The organism is Salinivibrio proteolyticus, from assembly GCF_027286365.1.
GTDB lineage: Bacteria > Pseudomonadota > Gammaproteobacteria > Enterobacterales > Vibrionaceae > Salinivibrio > Salinivibrio proteolyticus.
On sequence record NZ_CP114584.1, the window covers coordinates 2,614,367 to 2,637,223 of the forward strand.

The 22,857-nt window shown below is 51.7% G+C and carries 19 protein-coding genes and 1 riboswitch; of the genes, 13 read left to right on the forward strand and 6 right to left on the reverse strand.

Annotation, left to right across the window (positions count from 1 at the left end):
• Positions 1 to 194 precede the first annotated feature (194 nt).
• Both pykF and N7E60_RS12250 read left to right on the forward strand, forming a co-directional pair.
• Complete coding sequence (pykF, locus tag N7E60_RS12245) at positions 195 to 1,607, forward strand: pyruvate kinase PykF (protein WP_269597603.1); 1,413 nt, start codon at positions 195 to 197, stop codon at positions 1,605 to 1,607.
• A 130-nt stretch (positions 1,608 to 1,737) separates the two neighbouring features.
• Entirely contained in the window at positions 1,738 to 2,415 is a 678-nt protein-coding gene (locus N7E60_RS12250; protein ID WP_269597604.1) for a GntR family transcriptional regulator, read from the forward strand.
• Here the strand turns inward: N7E60_RS12250 and N7E60_RS12255 are convergent.
• Positions 2,393 to 2,551 carry a hypothetical protein gene (locus tag N7E60_RS12255; RefSeq protein WP_157893178.1) on the reverse strand — a complete coding sequence of 53 codons (159 nt, stop codon included), beginning with the start codon at positions 2,549 to 2,551 and terminating at the stop codon, positions 2,393 to 2,395. The two genes, N7E60_RS12250 and N7E60_RS12255, sit on opposite strands and share 23 nt — an antisense overlap.
• A 147-nt stretch (positions 2,552 to 2,698) precedes the next feature.
• Between N7E60_RS12255 and treR the strand changes: the two genes are divergently transcribed.
• The 3 genes from treR to treC all read left to right on the forward strand — a co-directional run bounded on the left by treR (position 2,699) and on the right by treC (position 6,943).
• The gene (gene treR, locus N7E60_RS12260) at positions 2,699 to 3,655 is read left to right on the forward strand and encodes a trehalose operon repressor TreR (protein ID WP_096629981.1); all 957 of its coding nucleotides are present in this window, start codon (positions 2,699 to 2,701) and stop codon (positions 3,653 to 3,655) included.
• 144 nt (positions 3,656 to 3,799) lie between these two features.
• On the forward strand, positions 3,800 to 5,218 hold the full coding sequence (gene treB / locus N7E60_RS12265; protein ID WP_269597606.1) for a PTS trehalose transporter subunit IIBC: 1,419 nt from the start codon (positions 3,800 to 3,802) through the stop codon (positions 5,216 to 5,218).
• Between the two features lie 60 nt (positions 5,219 to 5,278).
• Positions 5,279 to 6,943 (forward strand): alpha,alpha-phosphotrehalase, encoded by a 1,665-nt coding sequence (treC, locus tag N7E60_RS12270; protein WP_269597607.1) that lies wholly within the window; start codon positions 5,279 to 5,281, stop codon positions 6,941 to 6,943.
• A 59-nt stretch (positions 6,944 to 7,002) separates the two neighbouring features.
• On the opposite strand, the gene ilvN is transcribed toward treC, so the two are convergent.
• The 5 genes from ilvN to N7E60_RS12295 form a co-directional block, all read right to left on the reverse strand.
• On the reverse strand, positions 7,003 to 7,500 hold the full coding sequence (gene ilvN / locus N7E60_RS12275) for an acetolactate synthase small subunit (RefSeq protein ID WP_021023377.1): 498 nt from the start codon (positions 7,498 to 7,500) through the stop codon (positions 7,003 to 7,005).
• Complete coding sequence (locus N7E60_RS12280; RefSeq protein WP_269597608.1) at positions 7,500 to 9,218, reverse strand: acetolactate synthase 3 large subunit; 1,719 nt, start codon at positions 9,216 to 9,218, stop codon at positions 7,500 to 7,502. The genes ilvN and N7E60_RS12280 overlap by 1 nt, the downstream gene beginning before the upstream one ends.
• Positions 9,219 to 9,615: 397 nt before the next feature.
• A complete protein-coding gene (locus N7E60_RS12285) occupies positions 9,616 to 11,406 on the reverse strand; it encodes an AMP-dependent synthetase/ligase (protein WP_269597609.1) in 1,791 nt (596 codons plus the stop codon).
• A gap of 157 nt (positions 11,407 to 11,563) precedes the next feature.
• The gene (locus tag N7E60_RS12290; protein ID WP_269597610.1) at positions 11,564 to 12,691 is read right to left on the reverse strand and encodes an MJ1255/VC2487 family glycosyltransferase; all 1,128 of its coding nucleotides are present in this window, start codon (positions 12,689 to 12,691) and stop codon (positions 11,564 to 11,566) included.
• Positions 12,688 to 13,227 carry a phosphatase PAP2 family protein gene (locus N7E60_RS12295; protein WP_269598587.1) on the reverse strand — a complete coding sequence of 180 codons (540 nt, stop codon included), beginning with the start codon at positions 13,225 to 13,227 and terminating at the stop codon, positions 12,688 to 12,690. Before N7E60_RS12295 ends, N7E60_RS12290 begins: the two co-directional genes overlap by 4 nt.
• Positions 13,228 to 13,748: 521 nt before the next feature.
• On the opposite strand from N7E60_RS12295, the gene leuA reads away from it, so the two are divergent.
• The 8 genes from leuA (at position 13,749) to thiQ (ending at position 22,846) form a co-directional block, all read left to right on the forward strand.
• On the forward strand, positions 13,749 to 15,311 hold the full coding sequence (gene leuA / locus N7E60_RS12300; RefSeq protein WP_069590988.1) for a 2-isopropylmalate synthase: 1,563 nt from the start codon (positions 13,749 to 13,751) through the stop codon (positions 15,309 to 15,311).
• A 2-nt stretch (positions 15,312 to 15,313) separates the two neighbouring features.
• Positions 15,314 to 16,408 carry a 3-isopropylmalate dehydrogenase gene (leuB, locus tag N7E60_RS12305; RefSeq protein ID WP_269597611.1) on the forward strand — a complete coding sequence of 365 codons (1,095 nt, stop codon included), beginning with the start codon at positions 15,314 to 15,316 and terminating at the stop codon, positions 16,406 to 16,408.
• 21 nt (positions 16,409 to 16,429) lie between these two features.
• Entirely contained in the window at positions 16,430 to 17,851 is a 1,422-nt protein-coding gene (gene leuC / locus N7E60_RS12310) for a 3-isopropylmalate dehydratase large subunit (RefSeq protein ID WP_269597612.1), read from the forward strand.
• A gap of 9 nt (positions 17,852 to 17,860) precedes the next feature.
• Positions 17,861 to 18,463, forward strand: coding sequence for a 3-isopropylmalate dehydratase small subunit (gene leuD, locus N7E60_RS12315; RefSeq protein WP_269597613.1), 603 nt, complete (start codon positions 17,861 to 17,863; stop codon positions 18,461 to 18,463).
• Between the two features lie 119 nt (positions 18,464 to 18,582).
• The gene (locus tag N7E60_RS12320) at positions 18,583 to 19,374 is read left to right on the forward strand and encodes a DUF547 domain-containing protein (protein WP_269597614.1); all 792 of its coding nucleotides are present in this window, start codon (positions 18,583 to 18,585) and stop codon (positions 19,372 to 19,374) included.
• Positions 19,375 to 19,412: 38 nt separating this feature from the next.
• A riboswitch (TPP riboswitch) is annotated at positions 19,413 to 19,514 on the forward strand.
• Between the two features lie 52 nt (positions 19,515 to 19,566).
• The gene (thiB, locus tag N7E60_RS12325; RefSeq protein ID WP_269598588.1) at positions 19,567 to 20,553 is read left to right on the forward strand and encodes a thiamine ABC transporter substrate binding subunit; all 987 of its coding nucleotides are present in this window, start codon (positions 19,567 to 19,569) and stop codon (positions 20,551 to 20,553) included.
• Between the two features lie 5 nt (positions 20,554 to 20,558).
• Complete coding sequence (gene thiP, locus N7E60_RS12330) at positions 20,559 to 22,148, forward strand: thiamine/thiamine pyrophosphate ABC transporter permease (RefSeq protein ID WP_269597615.1); 1,590 nt, start codon at positions 20,559 to 20,561, stop codon at positions 22,146 to 22,148.
• Positions 22,142 to 22,846, forward strand: a complete 705-nt coding sequence (gene thiQ / locus N7E60_RS12335; protein WP_269597616.1) for a thiamine ABC transporter ATP-binding protein — start codon at positions 22,142 to 22,144, stop codon at positions 22,844 to 22,846. Before thiP ends, thiQ begins: the two co-directional genes overlap by 7 nt.
• Positions 22,847 to 22,857 lie beyond the last annotated feature (11 nt).

Below are 22,857 nucleotides of genomic sequence, written 5' to 3' on the forward strand. Positions count from 1 at the left end.
ATCTATACTCACGATCGATAAAACAGTGACGTCACCTCAGCGTGAAGGCTGCGGTAACGTCATTGAGAAATGCGAGAATTTTGCTGACTGCACCACGATAACGACCTATTTATGTTGTTTAATTACATTTAAATCAGTCTTTTGCAGTTAGGCTCCAAGTTTATGTTTCAATTTTTGACCGGAGAAATGCGTCGATGAAAAAGACCAAAATCGTTTGTACGATTGGACCTAAAACTGAATCGGAAGAGATGCTGACTAAGCTTGTTGATGCAGGCATGAACGTGATGCGTCTTAACTTCTCACACGGTGACTATGCCGAACACGGTGCGCGTATCACAAATTTGCGCAACGTCATGAAGAAAACCGGTAAGCAAGTTGCGATTCTGCTCGATACCAAAGGCCCTGAGATCCGCACCATCAAACTCGAAGGTGGTAACGACGTCGCATTAGAAGCTGGTCAAACGTTCACTTTCACCACAGACACCTCTGTCGTGGGTAACAAAGATCGCGTTGCCGTCACTTACGCCGGCCTACCTCGTGACCTAAAAGCGGGCAATACTGTACTCGTTGATGACGGTCTGCTTGAGATGGAAGTACTAGAAACGACTGAAAAAGAAGTTGTTTGTAAAGTACTGAACAACGGTGAGTTGGGCGAAAACAAAGGCGTTAACCTGCCAGGTGTCTCGGTGAGCCTGCCTGCACTGGCTGAAAAAGATAAATCGGATCTAAAATTTGGTTGCGAGCAAGGCGTTGACTTTGTTGCGGCCTCATTTATTCGTAAGAAAGAAGACGTGGAAGAAATCCGCGAGCTGCTGGCTCAAAACGGCGGCAGCGACATCAAGATCATCTCTAAAATTGAAAACCAAGAAGGTGTCGACAATTTTGACGCTATCTTGGAAGCGTCTGACGGTATCATGGTTGCCCGTGGTGACTTGGGCGTAGAAATCCCAGTGGAAGAAGTGATCTTCGCGCAGAAGATGATGATCGAGAAGTGTAACCGTGCTCGCAAGATGGTTATCACCGCAACACAAATGCTGGATTCAATGATCAAAAACCCACGTCCAACCCGTGCTGAAGCCGGTGATGTGGCGAATGCGATCATGGATGGTACCGATGCCGTCATGCTGTCTGGCGAGTCAGCGAAAGGTAAATACCCGGTTGAAGCTGTGAGCATCATGGCGCAAATCTGTGAGCGTACTGACCGTCAAATGTCACCGGCTCTGGGTTCTCGTCTCGATAGCGATCGCCTGCGTATCACCGAAGCGGTCTGTAAAGGCGCGGTTGATACCTCTCAGAAGTTGGGTGCACCTTTGATTGTTGTTGCCACTGAAGCGGGCAAATCAGCACGCTCAGTACGTAAGTACTTCCCGACGGCAAACATCATCGCGGTTACCACCAACCCGAAAACAGCCGCTCACCTGTGTCTAACCAAAGGTGTGACGCCTGTGATGATCGAAAGCATCGATAGCACCGATGAGTTCTACCGTCGCGGCAAAACCATCGCGCTTGAGTCTGGTTTGGCGCATAAAGGCGACATCGTGGTCATGGTTTCAGGCGCGCTTGTGCCTTCTGGTACCACCAACACCGCCTCTGTGCACGTGCTGTAATTAAGCACCGATAGCAATGCCTACGCCTCGACTCATGTCGGGGCGTTTTTTTATCCATGACACGGTGGCATGATAAAGAGGCTTGCATTTAGTCGCGAGCCAATCTCGTCGACCCAGCACAGGGAGTGTTATGAAGTTCACCAAAGCCCAACACGCTATGGAGCAAATCTGGGCAGCCATATTAACCCGCCAGTTATCACTCACAGCGCGCGCAGAGGGCGATTATCCACTCACTGTCTCTGCTTTGTGTGAGCAACTCAGCCTGTCAACGGCCACAGCACGCGATGGCTTGCATTTATTAGCGGTAGAGGGGCGGGTCCTTTATCAGCCTCATCTTGGCTATCGGCTCACACCATTAAGCCAAGCAGACTGGCAGGCACTGATTCAAGCCCTAAAAGGTCTGTTTGGTGCGTTCATCGATAGCTTTCCGAGCAAACTGAATGAACAGACCGCATTACAGGTGTTGGGACTGATTCATTCTATTCAGCACTTACCTGCCAAAGATAGCGCCGATATCACCACCATGACCTATTGGCACCTGACCCTGCACACCCAGCTGCTTTGTGGTATCAATCCCTACTTACAAAAGGCGTTGATGCCAGTCATAGCACAGCACCAGCGCTATCTCACCCATCCTGATGTGAAGATAGATTGGCTGGCACAATGGCAACAGCTATTTCCGATTGTGCGCGGTTTGGTTTCGCCATGCCCGCAAGCGTATACGCAGCGCTATCAGCAGTACTGGCAATCGCTAAACCAGCACCTTGACGATCAGCTTACCGCGCTTACCAGTGGACAATTTCTTTGAAGTGCGTTTTGATCAGTACCGCTAACGGCACCAAATAAATCGCGCTAAGCTTTAATGCCATTACTGCGAGCGTCAGTGTGGTCATGCGCACTAGGCACTTGTTGATGGTTTGTACGACAGGGTGGCTCATCATCATTTCAGTCTAAAGTAGGATGGTTGTTCAAAAATCAGGCTGTAGTTTACAAATTAATCAATAAATCGCAAGCGCCAATCACGCCTGTTATCATGGCGCGCGAAGAGGCTGAGTCTAAGCCACTGATTTACCGCTACCACAGAGAAAAAAATGACAAAACCATTAACCATTTTGGATATTGCCCGCTTAGCCGGGGTGGGGAAATCGACCGTATCGCGTGTGCTAAACCATGACGCACGCGTTAAAGACAGTACCCGCGCTAAAGTACAAGCGGTGATCGACCAACATGGCTTTTTACCGTCGAAGTCGGCGCGCGCGATGCGTGCGCAACGCAGTGGTGTTGTGGGCGTGATCGTGGCAAAGCTCAGTTCCAACTCAGAGAACACCGCACTGACGGGGCTGCTCAATACCTTGTATGCCAAAGGCTATGACGCAGCCATTATGGAAAGCCAGTTCTCACAACAAAAAGCACAAGCCCATCTCGATGTGCTAAAACGCCGTAACGTCGATGGGATTATCTTTTTTGGTTTTTCTGGCTGTGATCTCAACGCGCTAGCGCCATTCGCCCCCAACTGTGTCGTGCTCGCCGTTGATAGTGAGCAATACGCCAGCGTCAGTTACGATAACCAAGGTGCCGTCACGCAAGTCATGGACCACTTTTATCGTCAAGGATGCCGTCATATTGCCTTCTTGGGGATTGATGAGCGCGATGAAACCACAGGTCTCGCCCGATCTGATGCCTATCAACATTTTTGCCAAACCCACCAGCTTTCACCACAACTCCATCGTTGTGAGATGAGCCTACATGCCGCCTATGCCGCAACAGATTGCCTGTTAACCCCGCAGACTGACGCCATTGTCTGCGCCTCCGATACCCTCGCCTTAGGGGTCGCAAAACGCCTACAAACCCTAAACCGTGAAGATATCGCCATTGGCGGCATTGGCAACCATGACATGCTACGCTTTATGTTCCCACGCGCAGTCAGTGTGGAACTGGGCTACCATCAAGCAGGGCAACATGCTGCTGAGTTGCTGCTCAAGCAGTTGGATGATGAGGTGACCACTATCACACATTGGACGCAACCCTGTCATCTGGTGACTCCCTAGCCAACACTAAAAATCAAGCAGTTACGAATTTCTGTGTGATGGTTTTCAAAACATGGGAACGATTCCACTGATAATTGGCTTAGTACGATCAATAATCAATGGGAACGTTACCAATGAATACCCTACAGCAATACAGGATTGCTTATGAGCCAGATAAATAAAAATGCCGTTGATCAATTGATCACCCATATAGGCGGCAAAGACAACATCGCCACCGTGAGCCACTGCCTCACCCGCTTACGCTTCGTATTAAATGACCCGGAAAAAGCGGACGTCGCCGCCATTGAAGCGATCCCTATGGTTAAAGGCTGCTTTACCAGCGCCGGCCAATTTCAAGTTGTGATCGGCACCAGCGTGGACCAAGCCTTCGTCCTGTTGCAACAGGCCACCGGCGTCGAGGGTCAATCAAAAGATGAGGCCAAGCAAGCCGCGCGTAAAAACATGAGCCTGCTAGAACGTGCGATTTCACACCTCGCGGAAATTTTTGTTCCCCTTCTCCCCGCGATCATCACCGGTGGTCTGATCCTCGGCTTCCGTAATGTGATCGGTGATATCCGCATGTTCGATGGCAAAACCTTAACCGAGATCAGCGAGTTTTGGGCCACCGCCCACGGCTTTTTATGGCTGCTTGGCGAAGCCATCTTCCACTTCCTGCCTGTCGGCGTGTGTTGGGCGACAGTCAGAAAAATGGGCGGCACACCGATTTTGGGTATCGTGCTCGGTATTACCCTAGTATCGCCTCAGTTGATGAACGCTTACCTTATCGGTAAAGAAATGCCTGAAGTGTGGGATTTTGGCTGGTTCTCAATTGAAAAAGTCGGCTACCAAGCACAGGTGATCCCAGCGATGTTCGCCGGTATGGCGTTGGCATTTATTGAAACCCAGTTAAAACGCATTATTCCGGATTATTTGTATTTAGTGGTGGTGCCGTTTGTCGCGCTACTGACTTCCGTGATCTTGGCACACACCCTTATCGGCCCCTTTGGTCGCGAGATTGGTAATGGCGTGGCCTTCCTCGCCCGTTCGGCAATGACCGGCGATTACGCCTACATAGGCGCGGCCCTGTTCGGCTTCCTGTATGCACCTTTGGTGATCACCGGAGTTCACCACACCACCAACGCGGTGGATTTGCAGCTGATGCAAGAGATGGGCGGCACCCCCATTTGGCCACTGATTGCTCTGTCTAACATTGCACAAGCCTCGGCGGTTGTCGGGATCATTTGGATGAGCAAAAAAGAAAATGAACGTGAAATCTCTGTACCAGCGGCAATCTCAGCCTATCTTGGCGTGACAGAGCCGGCTATGTACGGGATTAACCTACGTTACAAATTCCCTATGCTGTGCGCGATGGTTGGCTCGGCGCTAGCGGCGATTGTGTGTGGTCTTTCCGGCGTGATGGCCAACGGCATTGGTGTGGGTGGCCTGCCAGGTATTTTATCCATTCAGCCACAGTTCTGGGGGGTTTATGCGGTCGCGATGCTGATAGCCATTATCGTGCCCATTGCACTCACCGCCTTTATGTATCGCCGCCAAGCCAGCAAAGGCAAACTGGCCGTCATCTAATTCCCCTTCAGTCTGCGGGGAGGGAACGCTCCCTGCTTTATTCGCGTTGAGAGAGACATTATGCACGCACATCCCTGGTGGAAAACGGCCACCATTTATCAGATTTATCCAAAAAGCTTCCGTGACACCACACAAACAGGGACAGGTGATCTGCCGGGCATTATCGAAAAACTGGACTACTTTTCGGCTTTGGGCATCGACGCCTTGTGGCTCACCCCCATTTATGTATCGCCACAAGTCGATAATGGCTACGACATTGCCGATTATTACGCGATTGACCCAAGCCTAGGCACCATGGACGACTTCGACATCCTGCTCGCCGAGGCGCACAAACGCGATATCCGTATCATCATGGATATTGTCATTAACCACACTTCAACTGAGCATCCTTGGTTTCAATCAGCGCTTGCCAGCAAAGACAGCCCCTATCGCGATTACTATATCTGGAAAGACCCGGTTAACGGCGGCGCTCCGAACAACTGGCAGTCAAAATTTGGCGGCAGCGCCTGGCAATGGCATGAACCGACCGGTCAGTATTACCTTCATTTATTTGCCACCGAGCAAGCCGATCTTAACTGGGAAAACCCAGCGGTGCGGACCGCCGTCAAAGACGTAATGGCTTTTTGGGCAGAAAAAGGCGTGGATGGCTTTCGGCTCGATGTGATCAATTTGATCTCCAAAGATCAGTCGTTCCCCGACGATCACCAAGGCGATGGTCGCCGTTTTTATACCGACGGTCCCCGCGTTCACGAATACTTGCAAGAGATCAGCCGCGACATTTTCCAGCGTTACGGCAGCGTCACCGTGGGCGAGATGTCTTCGACCACCTTAGAGCACTGTCAGCAGTATTCCGCGCCAGATGGCAAAGAGCTCTCTATGGTGTTTAACTTCCACCACTTAAAAGTCGATTATCCGGGCGGTGAGAAGTGGCGACTGGCGCCATTTGATTTCTTGGCCCTAAAACAGCTTTTCCGCACTTGGCAGCACGGCCTGCATAATCAAGGTTGGGGCGCATTATTTTGGTGTAACCACGACCAGCCGCGTGTGGTCAGCCGCTTTGGTGATGACCGCCACTATCGAGTCGCGTCCGCTAAAATGCTCGCCACTGCGATACATATGCAGCAAGGCACACCTTACGTGTATCAAGGGGAAGAAATTGGCATGACCAACCCTGGCTATCAGCGTATTGATGACTATCAAGACGTCGAAAGCCGCAACATGCACCGTCTGCTGTGCGACCAAGGCATGCCTGAAGGGGAAGTGTTGGCCATTCTTGCTGCACGCTCACGCGACAATTCACGTACCCCCATGCAGTGGGACAGTTCAACAAACGCCGGTTTTACTCAAGGCACACCCTGGCTCAAGCCTGCGCCTAACTATGTTGACGTCAATGTCGACACCGCACTGGCGGATAAAGACTCTGTGTTCTATCACTACAAGCAGCTGATTTCTCTGCGTAAAACCTTACCGGTGATCCGTGAAGGAGATTATCAGGACTTGCTGCCTGACCACCCACAATTGCTCGCGTATCGTCGCGACAACGGTGATAACCAACTGGTAGTAGTGTGTAACTTTTATGGCGAACCGGTCACAGCGGCCTTGCCTATTGCCCCTGCCCCGAACGCAGACTTGGTGAGCCATAATTACCCAGAAGCCAAGCCGTTGATGCCAGAAATGCAACTGGCACCCTATGAAGCCTTGGTGTATTTGATTAATCCCGCCTGACCGACAAAAAATGGCACGCCAAGGCGTGCCATTTTACTTACAACGACCAGTTGCTTTATTTACTGGCGCAGCGCTCGCTCGCCACGTGCAATGCCCACTACGCCACTGCGTGCAACTTCAATAATCTCGGTAATCTCACCCACCGCGCGAATAAAGGCATCCAGTTTGTCACTGTCACCGGTCAGCTGCACGGTATACAGCGAGTTCGTGACATCGACAATCTGACCACGGAAAATATCGGCGGTGCGTTTTACCTCCGCGCGGGCAAAGCCGCTGGCTTTTACTTTCACCAACGCCAGTTCACGCTCAATGTGATCGCTTTCGGTGACATTGCTCACTTTCAGCACATCAATCAGCTTATGCAGGTGCTTTTCGATTTGCTCGCGGTCCGCGTCGCTGACCACCGAGGTGGTGATATTCAAGCGCGACAAGGTCGCATCATCGGTGGGTGACACCGTCAGTGATTCAATGTTGTAGCCACGCTGAGAGAATAACCCCACAACCCGCGACAAGGCACCTGGTTCGTTTTCCATTAAAACCGATACAATACTGCGCATTAGGTTCTCTCCGTTTTGCTCAACCACATTTCATTCATCGCTCCGCCGCGTACCTGCATTGGATAAACATGCTCGGTTTCATCGACATGGATATCGACAAACACCAAACGATCTTTCATTGCCAGCGCCTTTTCTAGGCCGGCTTCCAGCTCGGACGGATGACTAATACGCATTCCCACGTGACCATAGGCCTCAGTGATCGCGGCAAAATCTGGTACCGAGTCCATATAAGAGTGCGAGTGACGGCCTTGATAAATCATGTCCTGCCATTGTTTGACCATCCCGAGGAAGCGGTTATTGAGGTTCACAATCACCACCGGAATATCATATTGTAACGCGGTGGAGAGCTCCTGAATGTTCATCTGAATACTGCCATCACCGGTGACACACACCACCTGCGCGTCCGGTAGCGCAAACTTAACCCCCATGGCGGCGGGAAGCCCAAAGCCCATGGTGCCTAAGCCACCCGAGTTAATCCATCGACGTGGCTTATCAAACGGATAATAAAGTGCGGCAAACATTTGATGCTGGCCGACATCCGAGGTCACATAGGCATCACCATGAGTGAGGCGGTACAAGGTTTCAATCACTTGCTGCGGTTTGATGCGCTCCGGATCCACGTCATACTTCAAACACTGACGCTCGCGCCAAGTTTGAATATTGTGCCACCAAGTACTGATCGCATCACTGTCGTTACTGCCACCTTGCTCCACCAGCAATTTCAGCATGCTATTTAGTACCGCATCCGCCGAGCCGACGATAGGAATGTCTGCCGCCACGGTTTTAGAAATGCTCGATGGGTCGACATCAATGTGCATGATGGTGGCATCGGGACAGTATTTTTCTAAGTTATTGGTGGTGCGATCGTCAAATCGAACACCAATACCAAAGATCAGATCGGCTTGGTGCATCGCCATGTTCGCTTCGTAGGTGCCATGCATGCCCAGCATACCCAGCGAGTGTTGATGGGTGCCGGGAAACGCGCCTAGCCCCATCAAGGTGCTGACAACAGGGATGTTAAGGCTTTCTGATAGTTGGCGGATTTGTTCGCCGCAATCGGCCATGATTGAGCCACCACCGACATACAATACTGGTTTTTTCGCCGCCAGTAGTGCTTTTAAGCCACGCTTTATCTGCCCTTTATGTCCCGAGGTGGTCGGATTATAAGAGCGCATGCGTACACTGTCTGGATACTGATAAGGATGCTTTTGTGCCGGATTCAGCATGTCTTTAGGAATATCCACCACCACAGGGCCGGGACGTCCCGTTGAGGCAAGATAAAAGGCTTTTTTAACAATGTTAGGAATATCTTCAGCGCGCTGGACTAAAAAGCTGTGTTTGACCACCGGGCGGGAGATCCCCACCATATCGCATTCTTGGAAGGCATCATTGCCAATCAGGCCGCTCATGACTTGGCCAGAAAAAACCACCATGGGGATCGAGTCCATGTACGCGGTGGCAATGCCAGTAATCGCATTGGTTGCCCCTGGGCCTGACGTCACCAGCACCACGCCCACTTCCCCCGTGGCACGCGCATAACCATCAGCCATATGGACCGCGGCTTGTTCGTGGCGTACCAACACATGGTCGATATCACTCTTTTCGTGCAATGCGTCGTATATATCCAGTACTGATCCGCCTGGATAACCAAAAATATGTTTTACGCCTTGATCGATCATGGAACGCACGATCATCTCGGCACCGGATAACATTTCCACTCTACGCCTCCCTGTTTGCATAGTTAGGACTTACTTTTAGCCTAATCCTGCCCCTTACTCTTAGATGTACTGGTGGTCACTCACCACGCGGACATCGAAACCAAATACTGGCGGTAAGGCGGCGTTAGATTGTCACTTGGCCTGCTTCGAATGAAGCTGCAATCAATGTAACGTTTTATTTGCAAAACTGTCTATTAGCTAATCAGTATTTACATTTTTAATCTAAATGTTGAGTGAATGTTGCTGGATAACACTGATTGGGAGGTGGGAAATCGGAAAGATCCACTACAAGAAAACAAGTTTGCCAGATTTACTATACAAGCCGAGGAGAAAAACGATGTGAAAATAGCCGTTAGAGGAGACATTTCTCATCGATGAGAAACGTCCCCTTTAAACATCATTGACGCTGGTACATTACCTCAATGTGGTGCTGGTAACGTGAAAGGATCACTTTACGGCGCAGCTTCATGGTCGGCGTGAGCTCGCCACTGTGCATACAAAAGCCCTGCGGTAATAAAGTGAAGCGTTTGACTTGCTCAAATTTGGCCAACTCGTGTTGCAAGCTCTGCAAGCGCTTTTCAAACAAGGCCACCACATCGGCGTGTTTCAGCAGCTCTTTGCGATTTTGATATTTGATATTGGCCGCCCGCGCCCACTCTTCCAAGGCATCAAAACAAGGCACAATTAAGGCCGATACAAAATGACGCGCCTCTGCCACTACCGCAATCTGATCAATAAAATGATCGCGCACCAAAGCGCCTTCTACCCGCTGTGGCGCGATGTACTTGCCGCCAGAGGTTTTCATCAGCTCTTTAATTCGGTCGGTGATAAAGACGTTGCCCTTGGCATCAAGATATCCCGCATCGCCAGTTTTCAAAAAACCATCCTCAGTAAAGGTGGCCGCGGTCGCGTCGGGCTGATTAAAGTAACCCCGCATCACCATTGGCCCGCGGACTTGAATTTCATCCTCCGCACCAATTCGTACCTCCGCCCCTGGCATCGGATAACCAATCGAATGAGGGTCAAAACGCGTATCGTCCCAACAAGAAACCGTGGCGGTGGTTTCGGTCATGCCATAACCCAGCTTGACGTTAATGCCTATGGCGTGGAAAAACGCGCCAATGTCAGGGTCAAGACGCGCTCCACCGCATGGCATCAAGCGCATCTTGCCACCCAATAGCGCACGCAACTTACTCAGTACCAGCTTGTCGGCCAACGCCAATTGCCATTGCTGACGTCGCGACGGAGATTGACCAGCACGTAACTGAGCAGCATGACGCTCACCTTGGCGCAGCGCCCAACGGAACAAATGCGGTTTAACGCCGGTGGCCCGACTGAGTTTGTCGTGAATAGCACCATGAATTTTCTCATAAAAACGCGGTACCGCACACATCACCGTCGGTTTAATCTCCGCCAATGCATCACGCACCTGAAGCGGGTTTGAGAGATAACAGTTCACCGCCCCGCGGTGCAGGACGTAATAGCTCCAGGCGCGCTCGAACACATGAGAAAGCGGCAAAAAGGCCAAGGACACATCATCGGGGCTTAATGCCAAGACTTGGTCATGTACCTCCAGCTGCGCCGCAACATTGGCATAATCTAGCATCACCCCTTTCGGATCGCCCGTGGTGCCAGAGGTATAAATCAAGGTGATCAAATCATCCATGCATCGCGCATCAATGCGCGCGTCTAATTCGGCTTGATAGCTGCGATCGTCTTGCAATAACCAACTGGCCCAGTCCCACACTTTGGGATGTGCAGGTACCTGTACCTCTTGGTTGAGGGCGATTACCCCTTTGACATTGGGGCAGTGTTCAAGGGCTGCAACCGCGCTCTCTAGTTGCTCGTCACCGGCGAAGATCCATTGCACGTCCGCATCATTGATAATGTGTGCCGCTTGCTGAGCAGTACTGGTTGCGTAAATCGGCACCGGCACGGCGCGAATTTGCAACGCGGCATAGTCCAACATCGCCCATTTTTCACTGTTCGGTGCAAAGATAGCGACGGTTTGCTGAACCTGACAACCAGCTTTGAGTAAACAGCGTGATAGCTGGTCAATGCGCTCGCCCAGTTGGCGCCAGCTGATAGTCGCCCACTGTGACTGTTGTTGAAAACGGATAGCTTCGCGTTCACCTTGGGCAGTAATTTGCTCGCGGATGCGCGTGACGATATGGTTTTGGGTGTTCACTGTGTCTCTCTTGGTTCGCCGTTTGGCGAACACATGTACGCTCAATAATGGCAGCGAGTTTACCGAGCGCACCACCAAACTCAAGAGAAATTGAGTGAATGCTCTAGCGAAAATGTAAAAACGTGATTAAACAGACCAGACCGCCGTTATTGGGCGGTCAGCGCATCAAGCGGTTTAATAGTAAGGGATGCTGACGTCGACGTGGATGCGGGCGGCTAATATCCAGCAAACACTCTTCAACCGCTTCTGGAAAACGGACCTGCGACCAAAGCTGGTGAAATAAACTGTGTGTTTGGTCGAGCTCACCTTTGACCAGCCACTCCGCTAACGCTCTTGCGACATCAGGGTAACGGATCTCGCCGGTGGCCGGGGCTTTCAACCAATCTCTCACCGCGCGAGCGTCTAAGTGTGTCATGGCGTGCGCCAACCCTAATTGTGCCAGCGTTGCCACATTACTCAGCTGCTCAAACTGTCCTGCCAAGGGTTTTAGCAACAACTTTTTCCCCATGGTTAATGCTTCAGAGGGCAGTTCAAAGCCACCATTCGCGATCACACCTTGACAAGCCTTTAGCGCAGCATGAAAGCTGGCTTTCCCAAGTGGCATAAAGCGGATATTCTCTCGCCGATAGCCTTGCTTCACATCTGGATGAAAACAGACAAAACCTTGGTTAAAGCGCAGTAACAGCGCCGTCACTGCATCGAGTGACTCAAAAGGAAGATAGACCAAGACATCCTCTGATTGACTCGCCTTTAGTGAAAGGCTGTCATCACTGCCGATATCAATGATGGGGGGCAAAATCGGCTGATTAAAGTGATACCAATGGAGCCCTATGGCATGATCCGTCGGCGCAAAATAACGCATAATCAGCCGGTTTATCAGTCCTTCTCCCTGTTTAGGGACCGCATGGGCAAATGCAGCTTGATGGCTAATCGCCACGGAGGGAACGCCTTGCTGACGTGCCGCCCAAGCCGTGATAGGCTCAAAATCGGATACCACTTTGTCGTAGCCCGTAACATCGAGCGCGCGAATATCACGATAAAGTTGCCGAACGTGATGCTTTTTTGCCGTCTCAAGCAGCGCAATTTTACCGTCGCGACTAATAAAACTCATGCCGGTAAAAGTGCGATAGTCACCAAACGGCGCCATATCAAAATAGCGCTCGGCAGGTCGTCCAGAAAAGACAAAATCCACACTCACGTCATACGCTTTTAGGGCCCTTGCCATCGCCCTTGCCCGTGAAATATGGCCGTTACCGGTTCCTTGCACACCGTATAAAAGCTTCATGTACTTGCCGCCATCCAGTAAAGATCGTCGGTGATGTTTTGTGCCAACGCAGTACAGAGAAGTCCTAACACCGCGCCGACCAGAATATCGCTAACAAAATGGACCCCCAGCAATACGCGGGACAGCCCAATCAACCCCGCCCAAATAAAGGCCACTGTCGCCAAGGGGGGATAAAAGGTACTAATCAGTGAAGCCATTAAAAAAGCGGCCGCCGTGTGGCCAGAGGGCATGCTGTATAAATCTGAGGGCGTGATAAAAGCGGGTAGCTGTGAAGGCCGTGCGCGGCGGAAGCTCCGTTTAAGAACCCAATAGATGGGCAATTCAATCGCAAAGGCGACGATTCCAGTGCACAACAACCATAAGCCAAATGCACCGTCGAGCCACCATGCGGCCAAGCCAATTCCTGCATATAACGGCCCATCACCAGAGTGTGATATCACCCGCGCTACTTTGGCTGTCGCTGCACTAAATCGATGAGAAAGGCACAGGTACGACACCGTGTGGTCAAAACGTTGAACCGCTGTAAAGCTTCTCATCATGCCCCCGCTTTCGGTTAGCTGATGGTCAAACTCTAGACAGCGGGTATGACAACGGGGTGACGTTACGAGGTCATATTGATGAAGATAACACTCCCTGCAGTTTGTTATCCTGACACAGAGAAAGTGCTATCTAACTGTATAACTTCCTCGCAACCAACAGCCGTTTATTTCGAATTACACACTTAAAACCAGTGTAATAAACTGGTTTTAAGCGGGTTAACTAAGCAGATCCATTTTTTTATTTTTTTGTGATTGACGCTTTCCCCGCCGCTCTGTTATTTCTGTAACCAGCAAACATATTGAATGGATAGTTCATGACACTGATTACACTACGCCTCATCCTCCTCCTTATCGTGACTCGGTCGCGCTGGTAGGTATTGGGCAGCAATCAGTGAATGCCAAATGTCAAAAACCCGCGCTAGACGCGGGTTTTTTTGTATCTAACGCCGTCAAAATAAAACACAGTGCCCATTAAAAGAGCCATGAAGGCGGCGAGCAAACACAACAGGGAGTCACACATGAGCGACAACAGTCAGGTCATCATCTTTGATACCACTTTGCGCGATGGTGAGCAGGCCTTATCCGCCAGCTTAACCGTAAAAGAGAAGTTGCAGATCGCCCAAGCCTTAGACCGACTGGGCGTCGACATTATTGAAGCCGGTTTTCCAGTCTCCTCACCGGGCGATTTTGAATCGGTGCGCACCATCGCTGAGCATATGCAACATGCGCGCGTTTGTGCCTTATCTCGCGCCGTTCCTAAAGACATTGATGTTGCCGCTGAGTCCCTCAAAGCCGCCGACGCTTTTCGTATCCACACCTTTTTATCCACCTCAACCATTCATGTAAAAGATAAGCTTCGCCGCAGCTACGATGACGTGGTCGAGATGGGGGTACGCGCCGTCAAGCACGCGCGCCAATACACGGACGATGTAGAGTTTTCCTGCGAAGATGCTGGGCGCACTCCGATTGACAACCTATGCCGTATGGTGGAAGCGGCGATTGATGCCGGTGCGACCACCGTTAATATTCCCGACACCGTCGGCTATACGGTTCCCAGTGAATTCGGCGATATCATTGCAACCCTGTTTAATCGCGTCCCCAATATCGACAAAGCGGTAATTTCTGTCCACTGCCATGATGACTTGGGGATGTCAGTCGCCAACTCCATTGCCGCCATACAAGCTGGCGCCCGCCAAGTGGAAGGCACGATTAATGGCATCGGAGAACGCGCCGGTAACTGTGCGCTGGAAGAAATTGCGATGATTTTAAAAACCCGCGCCGACTTATTAGGTGTGGAAACCAAGTTAAATCACACCGAAATCGCCCGCACCAGTAAGCTGGTTAGCCAACTTTGCAACATGCCAATCCAGCCCAACAAAGCCGTGGTCGGTACCAATGCCTTTAGCCACTCTTCTGGCATTCACCAAGATGGCATGCTGAAAAACAAAAACACCTACGAAATCATGACCCCAGAGTCGATAGGGTTGGGCAAAAAAGCGCTGAATTTGACCAGCCGATCCGGCCGCGCCGCAGTGAAAAGCCACATGGAAAACCTTGGCTATACCGAGCAAGACTACGATTTAGACACCTTGTATCAGTCATTCTTGCAGCTAGCAGATCGTAAAGGTCAGGTGTTCGATTACGACTTAGAAGCCTTGATGTTCTTCAACAACCTCAAAGAAGAGGACGACTTTTATAAGCTCAACTATCTAGGCGTGCAATCGGGCAGCCTAATGGCGACCACCAGCATCAAGTTGCAATGTGGCGATGAAGAAAAACGCGAGGCGGCGATCGGTAACGGCCCCGTCGATGCCCTTTATCAGTGCATCTACCGCATTACTGGCTACGACATTGAGCTGGATAAATTCGATCTGACTGCCAAAGGAGAAGGGGAAGATGGTCTAGGCCAAGCCGACATTATTGCCAACTACAAGGGCCGTAAATATCACGGCACCGGGGTCTCAACCGACATTATCGAAGCCTCCGGTGAGGCGCTATTACACGTGATCAATGCCATCTATCGCGCGGATAAAATTGCGCAGATTAAGGAACAATCCCACTTAAAACAGGAGACAGTATAACCATGGCCAGCGCACACCAGATTGCAATTTTACCCGGCGACGGTATCGGCCCCGAAGTAATGGCGCAAGCCGAAAAAGTGCTTGATGCGGTGAGTGAGCGATTCTCACTCACCTTGGAGCGTCAGCATTATCCTGTGGGTGGTGCCGCGATTGATGCCCACGGCTCCCCTTTGCCAGCACACACCTTGGCTGGCTGTGAAAAAGCGGATGCGATTTTATTTGGCTCAGTCGGCGGCCCCAAGTGGGAGCATTTACCGCCAACCGAACAACCGGAGCGCGGTGCCTTACTGCCGCTACGCAAGCACTTTGGTCTGTTTTGTAATTTGCGTCCGGCACAAATCCATACCGGTCTCGAAGGCTTTTGCCCACTGCGCGCCGACATTGCCGACAAAGGCTTTAATATTGTGGTGGTGCGAGAACTGACCGGCGGGATTTACTTTGGTGAGCCCAAAGGACGCGAAGGCGAAGGCCGCGAGGAAAAAGCGTTTGATACGGAAGTCTATCATCGCTATGAAATTGAGCCTATTGCCCGTATTGCCTTTCAATCGGCCCAGCTTCGCAACAAACACGTGTGCTCAATCGATAAAGCCAATGTGCTGCAAAGCTCGATGCTGTGGCGAGAAGTGGTAGAAGAAGTAGCAAAGGACTATCCAGATGTCCGCTTAAGCCATATGTATATCGACAACGCCACCATGCAGCTGATCAAAGACCCGTCGCAATTTGATGTGATGCTATGCTCAAACATTTTCGGCGACATCATCTCCGATGAGTGCGCCATGATCACCGGCTCAATGGGCATGTTGCCATCCGCGAGCTTGAACGCGAGTAAATTTGGTTTGTATGAACCCGCCGGCGGCTCTGCACCCGATATTGCGGGTAAAAACATCGCCAATCCAGTGGCGCAAATTCTCTCCGCCGCGCTCATGCTGCGCTACTCGTTAGGCGAAGAAGACGCAGCCTGCGCGATTGAGCATGCAGTCAGCCACGCGCTGGCGGCCGGTGAGTTGACCGCCGATCTAGCGGGTAACCGCCCCGCATTGAGTACCGAACAAATGGGCGATCGTATCGCCGCCTATATCCGCCAAGGCGCAGAATAATTACCCGTAAGGATACGAGCTATGTCGAATGCAAACACCCAACAAGGCGCTAAGACCTTGTATGAAAAAATCTATCAAGCCCATGTGGTCACCGAGCAGCCAGGCGAAGCGCCGCTGCTGTATATCGACCGTCATTTGGTGCACGAAGTGACCTCACCACAAGCCTTTGATGGCCTGCGGGAAAAAGGGCGCCCCGTGCGCCAAGTGAGCAAAACTTTCGCCACCATGGATCACAATGTCTCCACCGAAACCAAAGACATTAACGCGTCAGGGGAAATGGCGCGCATCCAAATGGAAACCTTGGCCAAAAACTGCGAAGAGTTCGGTGTCACCCTGTACGACTTAAACCATCCTTACCAAGGCATTGTGCATGTAATGGGCCCCGAGCTTGGCATTACCCTGCCCGGCACTACCATCGTCTGTGGTGATTCGCACACCGCAACCCACGGTGCCTTCGGCTCCCTCGCCTTTGGTATTGGCACCTCAGAAGTCGAACACGTACTGGCCACCCAAACACTCAAGCAATCCCGCGCCCGCACAATGAAAATTGAAGTCACGGGCAAAACAGCCCCCGGGATCACTGCCAAAGATATTGTCCTAGCGATTATTGGCAAGGTCGGTCATGCCGGCGGCACAGGGCATGTGGTGGAGTTTTGTGGGGACGCCATCACTGCCTTGTCGATGGAAGGGCGAATGACGGTCTGCAACATGGCCATCGAATTAGGTGCCAAAGCTGGCCTGATCGCGCCGGATGACACCACCTTTACCTACCTAAAAGACAAGAAATTTGCCCCTAAAGGCGAGCAATGGCAGCAAGCCGTTGCGTATTGGCAAACCTTGCACTCGGATGCCGATGCGCACTTTGATCGCGTGGTCACTCTCGATGGCAGTCAAATCCATCATCAAGTCACATGGGGCACCAACCCCGGCCAAGTGGTCAGTGTGCATGATAGCGTGCCTGCTCCAGAGAGCATGACCGACCCGATAGAGCGCCACTCGGCTGAGCGAGCCTTAAAGTACATGGGACTGACGGCAGGCCAAGCCATTACAGATATCCACATCGATAAAGTCTTTATTGGCTCTTGCACCAACTCACGGATTGAAGACATGCGCGCAGCCGCCGCGGTCGCCAAAGGACGACGCGTGGCAAAGGGTGTACATGCCATGGTGGTGCCAGGCTCCGAGCAGGTGCGCGCCCAAGCAGAGCAAGAAGGGCTGGATGTGATTTTCCGCGAAGCGGGCTTTGAGTGGCGCTTGCCCGGCTGCTCGATGTGTTTGGCAATGAACAACGATCGCTTAGGCCCCAAAGAGCGCTGCGCATCCACCAGCAACCGTAACTTTGAAGGCCGCCAAGGCCGTGAAGGCCGCACCCACTTGGTCAGCCCTGCAATGGCCGCCGCCGCTGCTATTGCCGGTCATTTTATTGACGTTAACCAATTATAAGGAGGCCTTATGTCAGGCATACACACTCATACCGGCATTGTTGCCCCATTGGATGCTGCGAACGTCGATACTGATGCGATCATCCCTAAACAGTTTTTGCAAAAAGTCACCCGCACTGGCTTTGGTCAGCACCTGTTTCACGATTGGCGCTTTTTAGACGATGCGGGTAAACAACCGAACCCCGAGTTTGTGCTCAATCAAGCGCGTTACCAAGGGGCGAGCGTGTTACTCACCCGCGAAAACTTTGGCTGTGGCTCGTCACGCGAACATGCTCCTTGGGCGCTGGATGATTACGGTTTTAAAGTGATTATCGCCCCCAGTTTTGCCGATATTTTCTATGGCAACTGCATTAATAACCAAATGGTGCCGGTAACCCTTGAAGAAGGCCAAATCGATGCTTTATTGACGTATGTGACCGAAAATGAAGGCGCGACGGTAACGCTAGATTTGCCCGCCCAAACCATCCGTGCCGGTGAACACTGCTTTAGCTTCCAGATGGATGATTTTCGCCGTCATTGCTTGTTGGAAGGATTAGATAGCATTGGCCTCACGCTTCAGCACGACGCTGAGATCTCGCGCTTTGAGCAAAACATTCCCGCCTTTTTGGCATAAGACAACACTTTAACCACTAAAACGCTGCTCAAGCAGCGTTTTTTTATGGCCATGAAAGCAAACATGGCGCAAGCTGGTCTAGGATATAAACAAGATACGCTCGCGATTGAGGAAGCGGTATGCGAACACGGATCACGCTCATTTTTTGGTTACTCGTTGCTTTTCCAGCTTTGGCCGCCCCGAAAGCCGATTATTGGGCAATGTGGGATACGCTCAACCCCGCCAGCCAAGCCACATTTACTCATCACAGCTGGCAAGTATTACTCGATAAGTATTTACAGCCTCAAGGACAGCATACCTTATTTAACTACGCGGCCGTCACCGAGGCCGATAGAGCGACTCTCGATCATTACATTGGCATGCTCACCGCGCGCGACCCGCGCACCCTGACCAAAGACGAACAATACGCGTATTGGGTTAACCTCTACAACTCAGTCACCGTAAAGCTAATTTTGGACGCGTATCCAGTCCGTTCAATCACCAAACTCGGTGGCCTGTTTAGCTTTGGACCTTGGGATGATGAGGTGGTCACGGTGGCAGGTGAACCCCTTACCTTGAATGATATTGAGCACCGCATTCTGCGCCCGCTATGGCAAGATCCGCGTACCCACTATGCGGTCAATTGTGCCAGCCTTGGCTGTCCGAACCTGCAGCCACAAGCCTTTCAAGCCGACACCTTGGAGGCACAATTAGAACAAGCCGCCTACACCTTTATCAACAGTGACAAAGGCGTAAGTCAGCAAGGCGAACAGTGGCAGCTTTCTTCTATCTATGAGTGGTTTAAGGCCGATTTTGGCGGCAGTGAACAAGGGGTGATCGCCCATATCAATCAATACCGCAATATCAAGCTTCCCGAGGATGCACGCTTAGACTATGACTACGACTGGGCGCTTAACCGAACCGCTGACTAAAAGGCTTGGTTAACCCTAAGCCAATCAGTACAATGGCGTGGTACTCATTGGGGAGCCTCTTGGCTGAGATTGCGCGCCGCGCTAAACCCATCGAACCTGATCCAGCTAACACTGGCGTAGGGATTGAGACTTGATGATGTCATCAACCAGCCTCAACACCCACGCCCAACTTAGGAGCGTGCTGTGAAAGTCATTACGTCTGTTTTAACCGTACTTTCTTTGTCTCTGTTATCGCTTGGCGCCCGCGCCGCTGACCCGCTGACTGTCTATACCTACGACTCATTTATCGCCGATTGGGGCGCAGGGCCGAAAATCAAAACCGCCTTCGAAAAACGCTGTAATTGTGAGGTCGAGTTTGTGTCCCTTGAAGACGGCGCAGCCTTGCTCAACCGCATGCGGATTGAAGGCAGTACCACCAGCGCCGATATCGTGCTGGGTATGGACACCAATTTAATGAAAGAAGCGGAGCGGAGCGGCATTGTCGCCGAGCACGCAGTGAATACGGAGCGCCTACAGGTACCCGGCGGTTGGGATAATCCCTACTTTATCCCCTATGATTACGGCTACTTTGCCTTCGTGTACGACACCACGCGCCTGCTCGATCCGCCCAAGAGCTTGAAAGCCTTGATTGAAGATCGTGATGACATCAGTGTGATTTACCAAGATCCCCGTGTCTCCACCGTTGGCCAAGGCTTAATGCTGTGGATCCAGAAAGTATACGGCGATCAAAGCCAGCAAGCATGGCGTGATCTCGCGGAGAACACCATTACCGTGACCAAAGGCTGGACCGAAGCGTACAATATGTTCCTGAACAAGGAAGCAGACATGGTGCTCTCTTACACCACATCACCGGCTTACCATTTGGTTGCCGATGATGATGACCGCTTTGCCGCCGCGACGTTTGAAGAAGGCCATTATATGCAGATTGAAGTGGCCGCGAAATCAGCCTACACCGACCAGCCAGAACTGGCGGATGCGTTTTTGCAGTTTATGATTAGCGATGAAGCGCAGTCGATCATTCCCCTTACGCAATGGATGTATCCTGTTACTGATATCACGTTACCAGATGCCTTCTATACCTTGAATAAACCCGAGAAGAGCCTGATTTATCAACCCGATGAAGTGATGGGCAACCGTCAACAATGGGTGCGTGACTGGCAAACAGCGTTGGTTGAATAGTCGTCATGCTCAATCCTTCACGCACCTGGCCGGGCAGTCTCGCGGCCAGTCTCGTCGTGCTTTTAATTGGCAGCGCCCTATGGGCGCTGTTCTCTCACAGCCAAGATCTTAACCTTGAGGCACTATGGCAAGATGCCTACCTTCGTCACGTCACCATATTTAGCTTCAAGCAAGCCACTTTATCAGTGATCCTCAGCGTAGGATTAGCGATTCCTGTTGCCCACGCCCTGTCGCGTCGCGAGTTTGCCGGTAAACGTTGGTTGTTGAAACTGTTTGCCATGACCTTAGTGCTGCCCGTGCTGATCGGGGTATTTGGCTTGGTGGCCATTTTTGGTCGCAGCGGCTTGATCGCCGACACCCTACAACATTTTGATCTTTCCATGCCGTTTTCCATTTATGGATTGAGCGGCATTTTGCTGGCACACGTGTTTTTCAACTTACCATTTTCCGCCCAGATCATGGTGCAAGCGCTCGAGGGGATCCCCGCCGATCAACGCCGCTTAGCGACGCAATTAGGCTTAGGTGGCTGGCAGCGTTTTCGTCACCTTGAATGGCCTTATCTTCGCCAAAGTTTGCCCCATATCGTCGGACTGGTGTTTATGCTCTGCTTTACCAGTTTTGCTACCGTCATGGCGCTTGGCGGCGGCCCCAAGGCCACCACCATAGAGCTAGCCATTTACCAAGCCATTCGCTTTGACTTTGATTTGCAAACCGGCGCGGCATTAGCGCTGTGGCAGATGATGCTGTGCGGCACTATTGCGTTTGTGGTGCAAACATTCACACGCGCGGTGCCAAATACACCCAGTGAAGTATTACCGTTGCCGCATGCCCTCGATAGCCGAGCGGCGAAATGCTGGGATCTGCTCTGGATAACCTTGGTCTTACTTCTCGTATTGCCGCCACTGGGTGTGGTGCTGTATCGCGGGCTCAACCCAAGTGCGCTCACTGTCCTTGCCGATACAGCGTTATGGCAAGCCACCATGCACTCATTATGGGTGGCCACCGGCGCGAGCGCTATCGCATTTGTGTTGGCAATTGCGGTGATCTTAGCCAGCCGTCACTGGCGGTTTCATGGCCAAAAAAGGCGGGCCGATGGTATTGAGACACTGGGGGCCATGATTCTGGTAGTGCCCAGTATCGTATTAAGTACAGGACTGTTTTTGCTGTTTCGCCAATTTAGCGATGTCTTTAGCCTCGCCTTGTGGTTGGTGATGGGAGTCAATGCCCTGATGGCGTTACCTTACTTGATAAAGGTGCTTAGTGCCCCAGCCTATCAAGTGGCGCAATCATATCATGCACTCTGTGCCACCTTAGGCGTGCGTGGGATCACTCGCTTGCGCTTAATTGAATGGCAGTGCTTACGCCGCCCAATAGCACGTGGCCTCGCGGTCAGCTTTGTCCTCTCGATGGGCGATCTCAGCGCCATCTCTTTATTTGGTAGCCAACACTTTCAAACACTGCCTTTGTATCTATTTCGTCTGATGGGCAGTTATCAAATGGATGCGGGCGCCGCGGCGGCCATGCTGTTATTAGCGACCAGTTTAGGCAGCTACGCTCTGATCATCCGCCTCGTCCAATGGAGACACGCATGCTAACCCTTTCCAATATCACGTATCGCTACCAGCAAGCGTGGATGCACTTCGACGCTCACATCGCGCCGGGGGAGATTGTTGCTGTACTCGGCCCAAGCGGCGCCGGGAAAAGTACCTTACTCTCTCTGATTGCAGGATTGATTGCTCCTGATAATGGCGAGATTTTGATTGCAGGTAAGCCAGTCACTACCGCGCCGGCTCACCAGCGCCCACTCTCCATCCTGTTTCAGGAGCATAATGTCTTCACCCACTTATCGGTGTTTGACAACATGGCGATTGGACTTTCGCCCTCACTCAAGCTCAGTCACGCACAAAAAGAGAGCGTGAGAAGCGCCGCGGACGCAGTGGGGCTGACACCTTATTTAGATCGTTTGCCCGGCGCATTGTCCGGCGGGCAGCGCCAGCGGATTGCACTCGGACGAAGTATTGCGCGTCAACAGCCTCTGTTATTACTTGATGAGCCTTTTTCAGCCCTTGACCCTGCGTTGAAAAAAGACATGTTAGCCTTAGTGAAACGGACCGCCCACGCGCGAGGTACAACCGTTTTGATGGTGACCCATCACCCCGACGATGCGAAAGCCATTGCCTCTCGTTTTCTCTACGTCGATGAGGGACAGGTTGCCTTATCTCGCCCTGTGGCGGATCTGAATGCGCCTCCACCGGCCATGCATCGTTATATGGGCATGATGGAATCCCCCTAATAGATGGCGCC

What these genes read in the sequence shown, in the direction of transcription:
- thiP (WP_269597615.1), top strand. Translation starts at nt 20,559, where the DNA reads ATGCTCAATCCTTCACGCACCTGGCCGGGCAGTCTCGCGGCCAGTCTC.
- pykF (WP_269597603.1), top strand. Translation starts at nt 195, where the DNA reads ATGAAAAAGACCAAAATCGTTTGTACGATTGGACCTAAAACTGAATCG.
- leuA (WP_069590988.1), top strand. Translation starts at nt 13,749, where the DNA reads ATGAGCGACAACAGTCAGGTCATCATCTTTGATACCACTTTGCGCGAT.
- N7E60_RS12290 (WP_269597610.1), bottom strand. Translation starts at nt 12,691, where the DNA reads ATGAAGCTTTTATACGGTGTGCAAGGAACCGGTAACGGCCATATTTCA.
- ilvN (WP_021023377.1), bottom strand. Translation starts at nt 7,500, where the DNA reads ATGCGCAGTATTGTATCGGTTTTAATGGAAAACGAACCAGGTGCCTTG.
- thiQ (WP_269597616.1), top strand. Translation starts at nt 22,142, where the DNA reads ATGCTAACCCTTTCCAATATCACGTATCGCTACCAGCAAGCGTGGATG.
- leuB (WP_269597611.1), top strand. Translation starts at nt 15,314, where the DNA reads ATGGCCAGCGCACACCAGATTGCAATTTTACCCGGCGACGGTATCGGC.
- N7E60_RS12320 (WP_269597614.1), top strand. Translation starts at nt 18,583, where the DNA reads ATGCGAACACGGATCACGCTCATTTTTTGGTTACTCGTTGCTTTTCCA.
- treC (WP_269597607.1), top strand. Translation starts at nt 5,279, where the DNA reads ATGCACGCACATCCCTGGTGGAAAACGGCCACCATTTATCAGATTTAT.
- treR (WP_096629981.1), top strand. Translation starts at nt 2,699, where the DNA reads ATGACAAAACCATTAACCATTTTGGATATTGCCCGCTTAGCCGGGGTG.
- N7E60_RS12255 (WP_157893178.1), bottom strand. Translation starts at nt 2,551, where the DNA reads ATGATGATGAGCCACCCTGTCGTACAAACCATCAACAAGTGCCTAGTG.
- N7E60_RS12295 (WP_269598587.1), bottom strand. Translation starts at nt 13,227, where the DNA reads ATGAGAAGCTTTACAGCGGTTCAACGTTTTGACCACACGGTGTCGTAC.
- leuC (WP_269597612.1), top strand. Translation starts at nt 16,430, where the DNA reads ATGTCGAATGCAAACACCCAACAAGGCGCTAAGACCTTGTATGAAAAA.
- treB (WP_269597606.1), top strand. Translation starts at nt 3,800, where the DNA reads ATGAGCCAGATAAATAAAAATGCCGTTGATCAATTGATCACCCATATA.
- leuD (WP_269597613.1), top strand. Translation starts at nt 17,861, where the DNA reads ATGTCAGGCATACACACTCATACCGGCATTGTTGCCCCATTGGATGCT.
- N7E60_RS12250 (WP_269597604.1), top strand. Translation starts at nt 1,738, where the DNA reads ATGAAGTTCACCAAAGCCCAACACGCTATGGAGCAAATCTGGGCAGCC.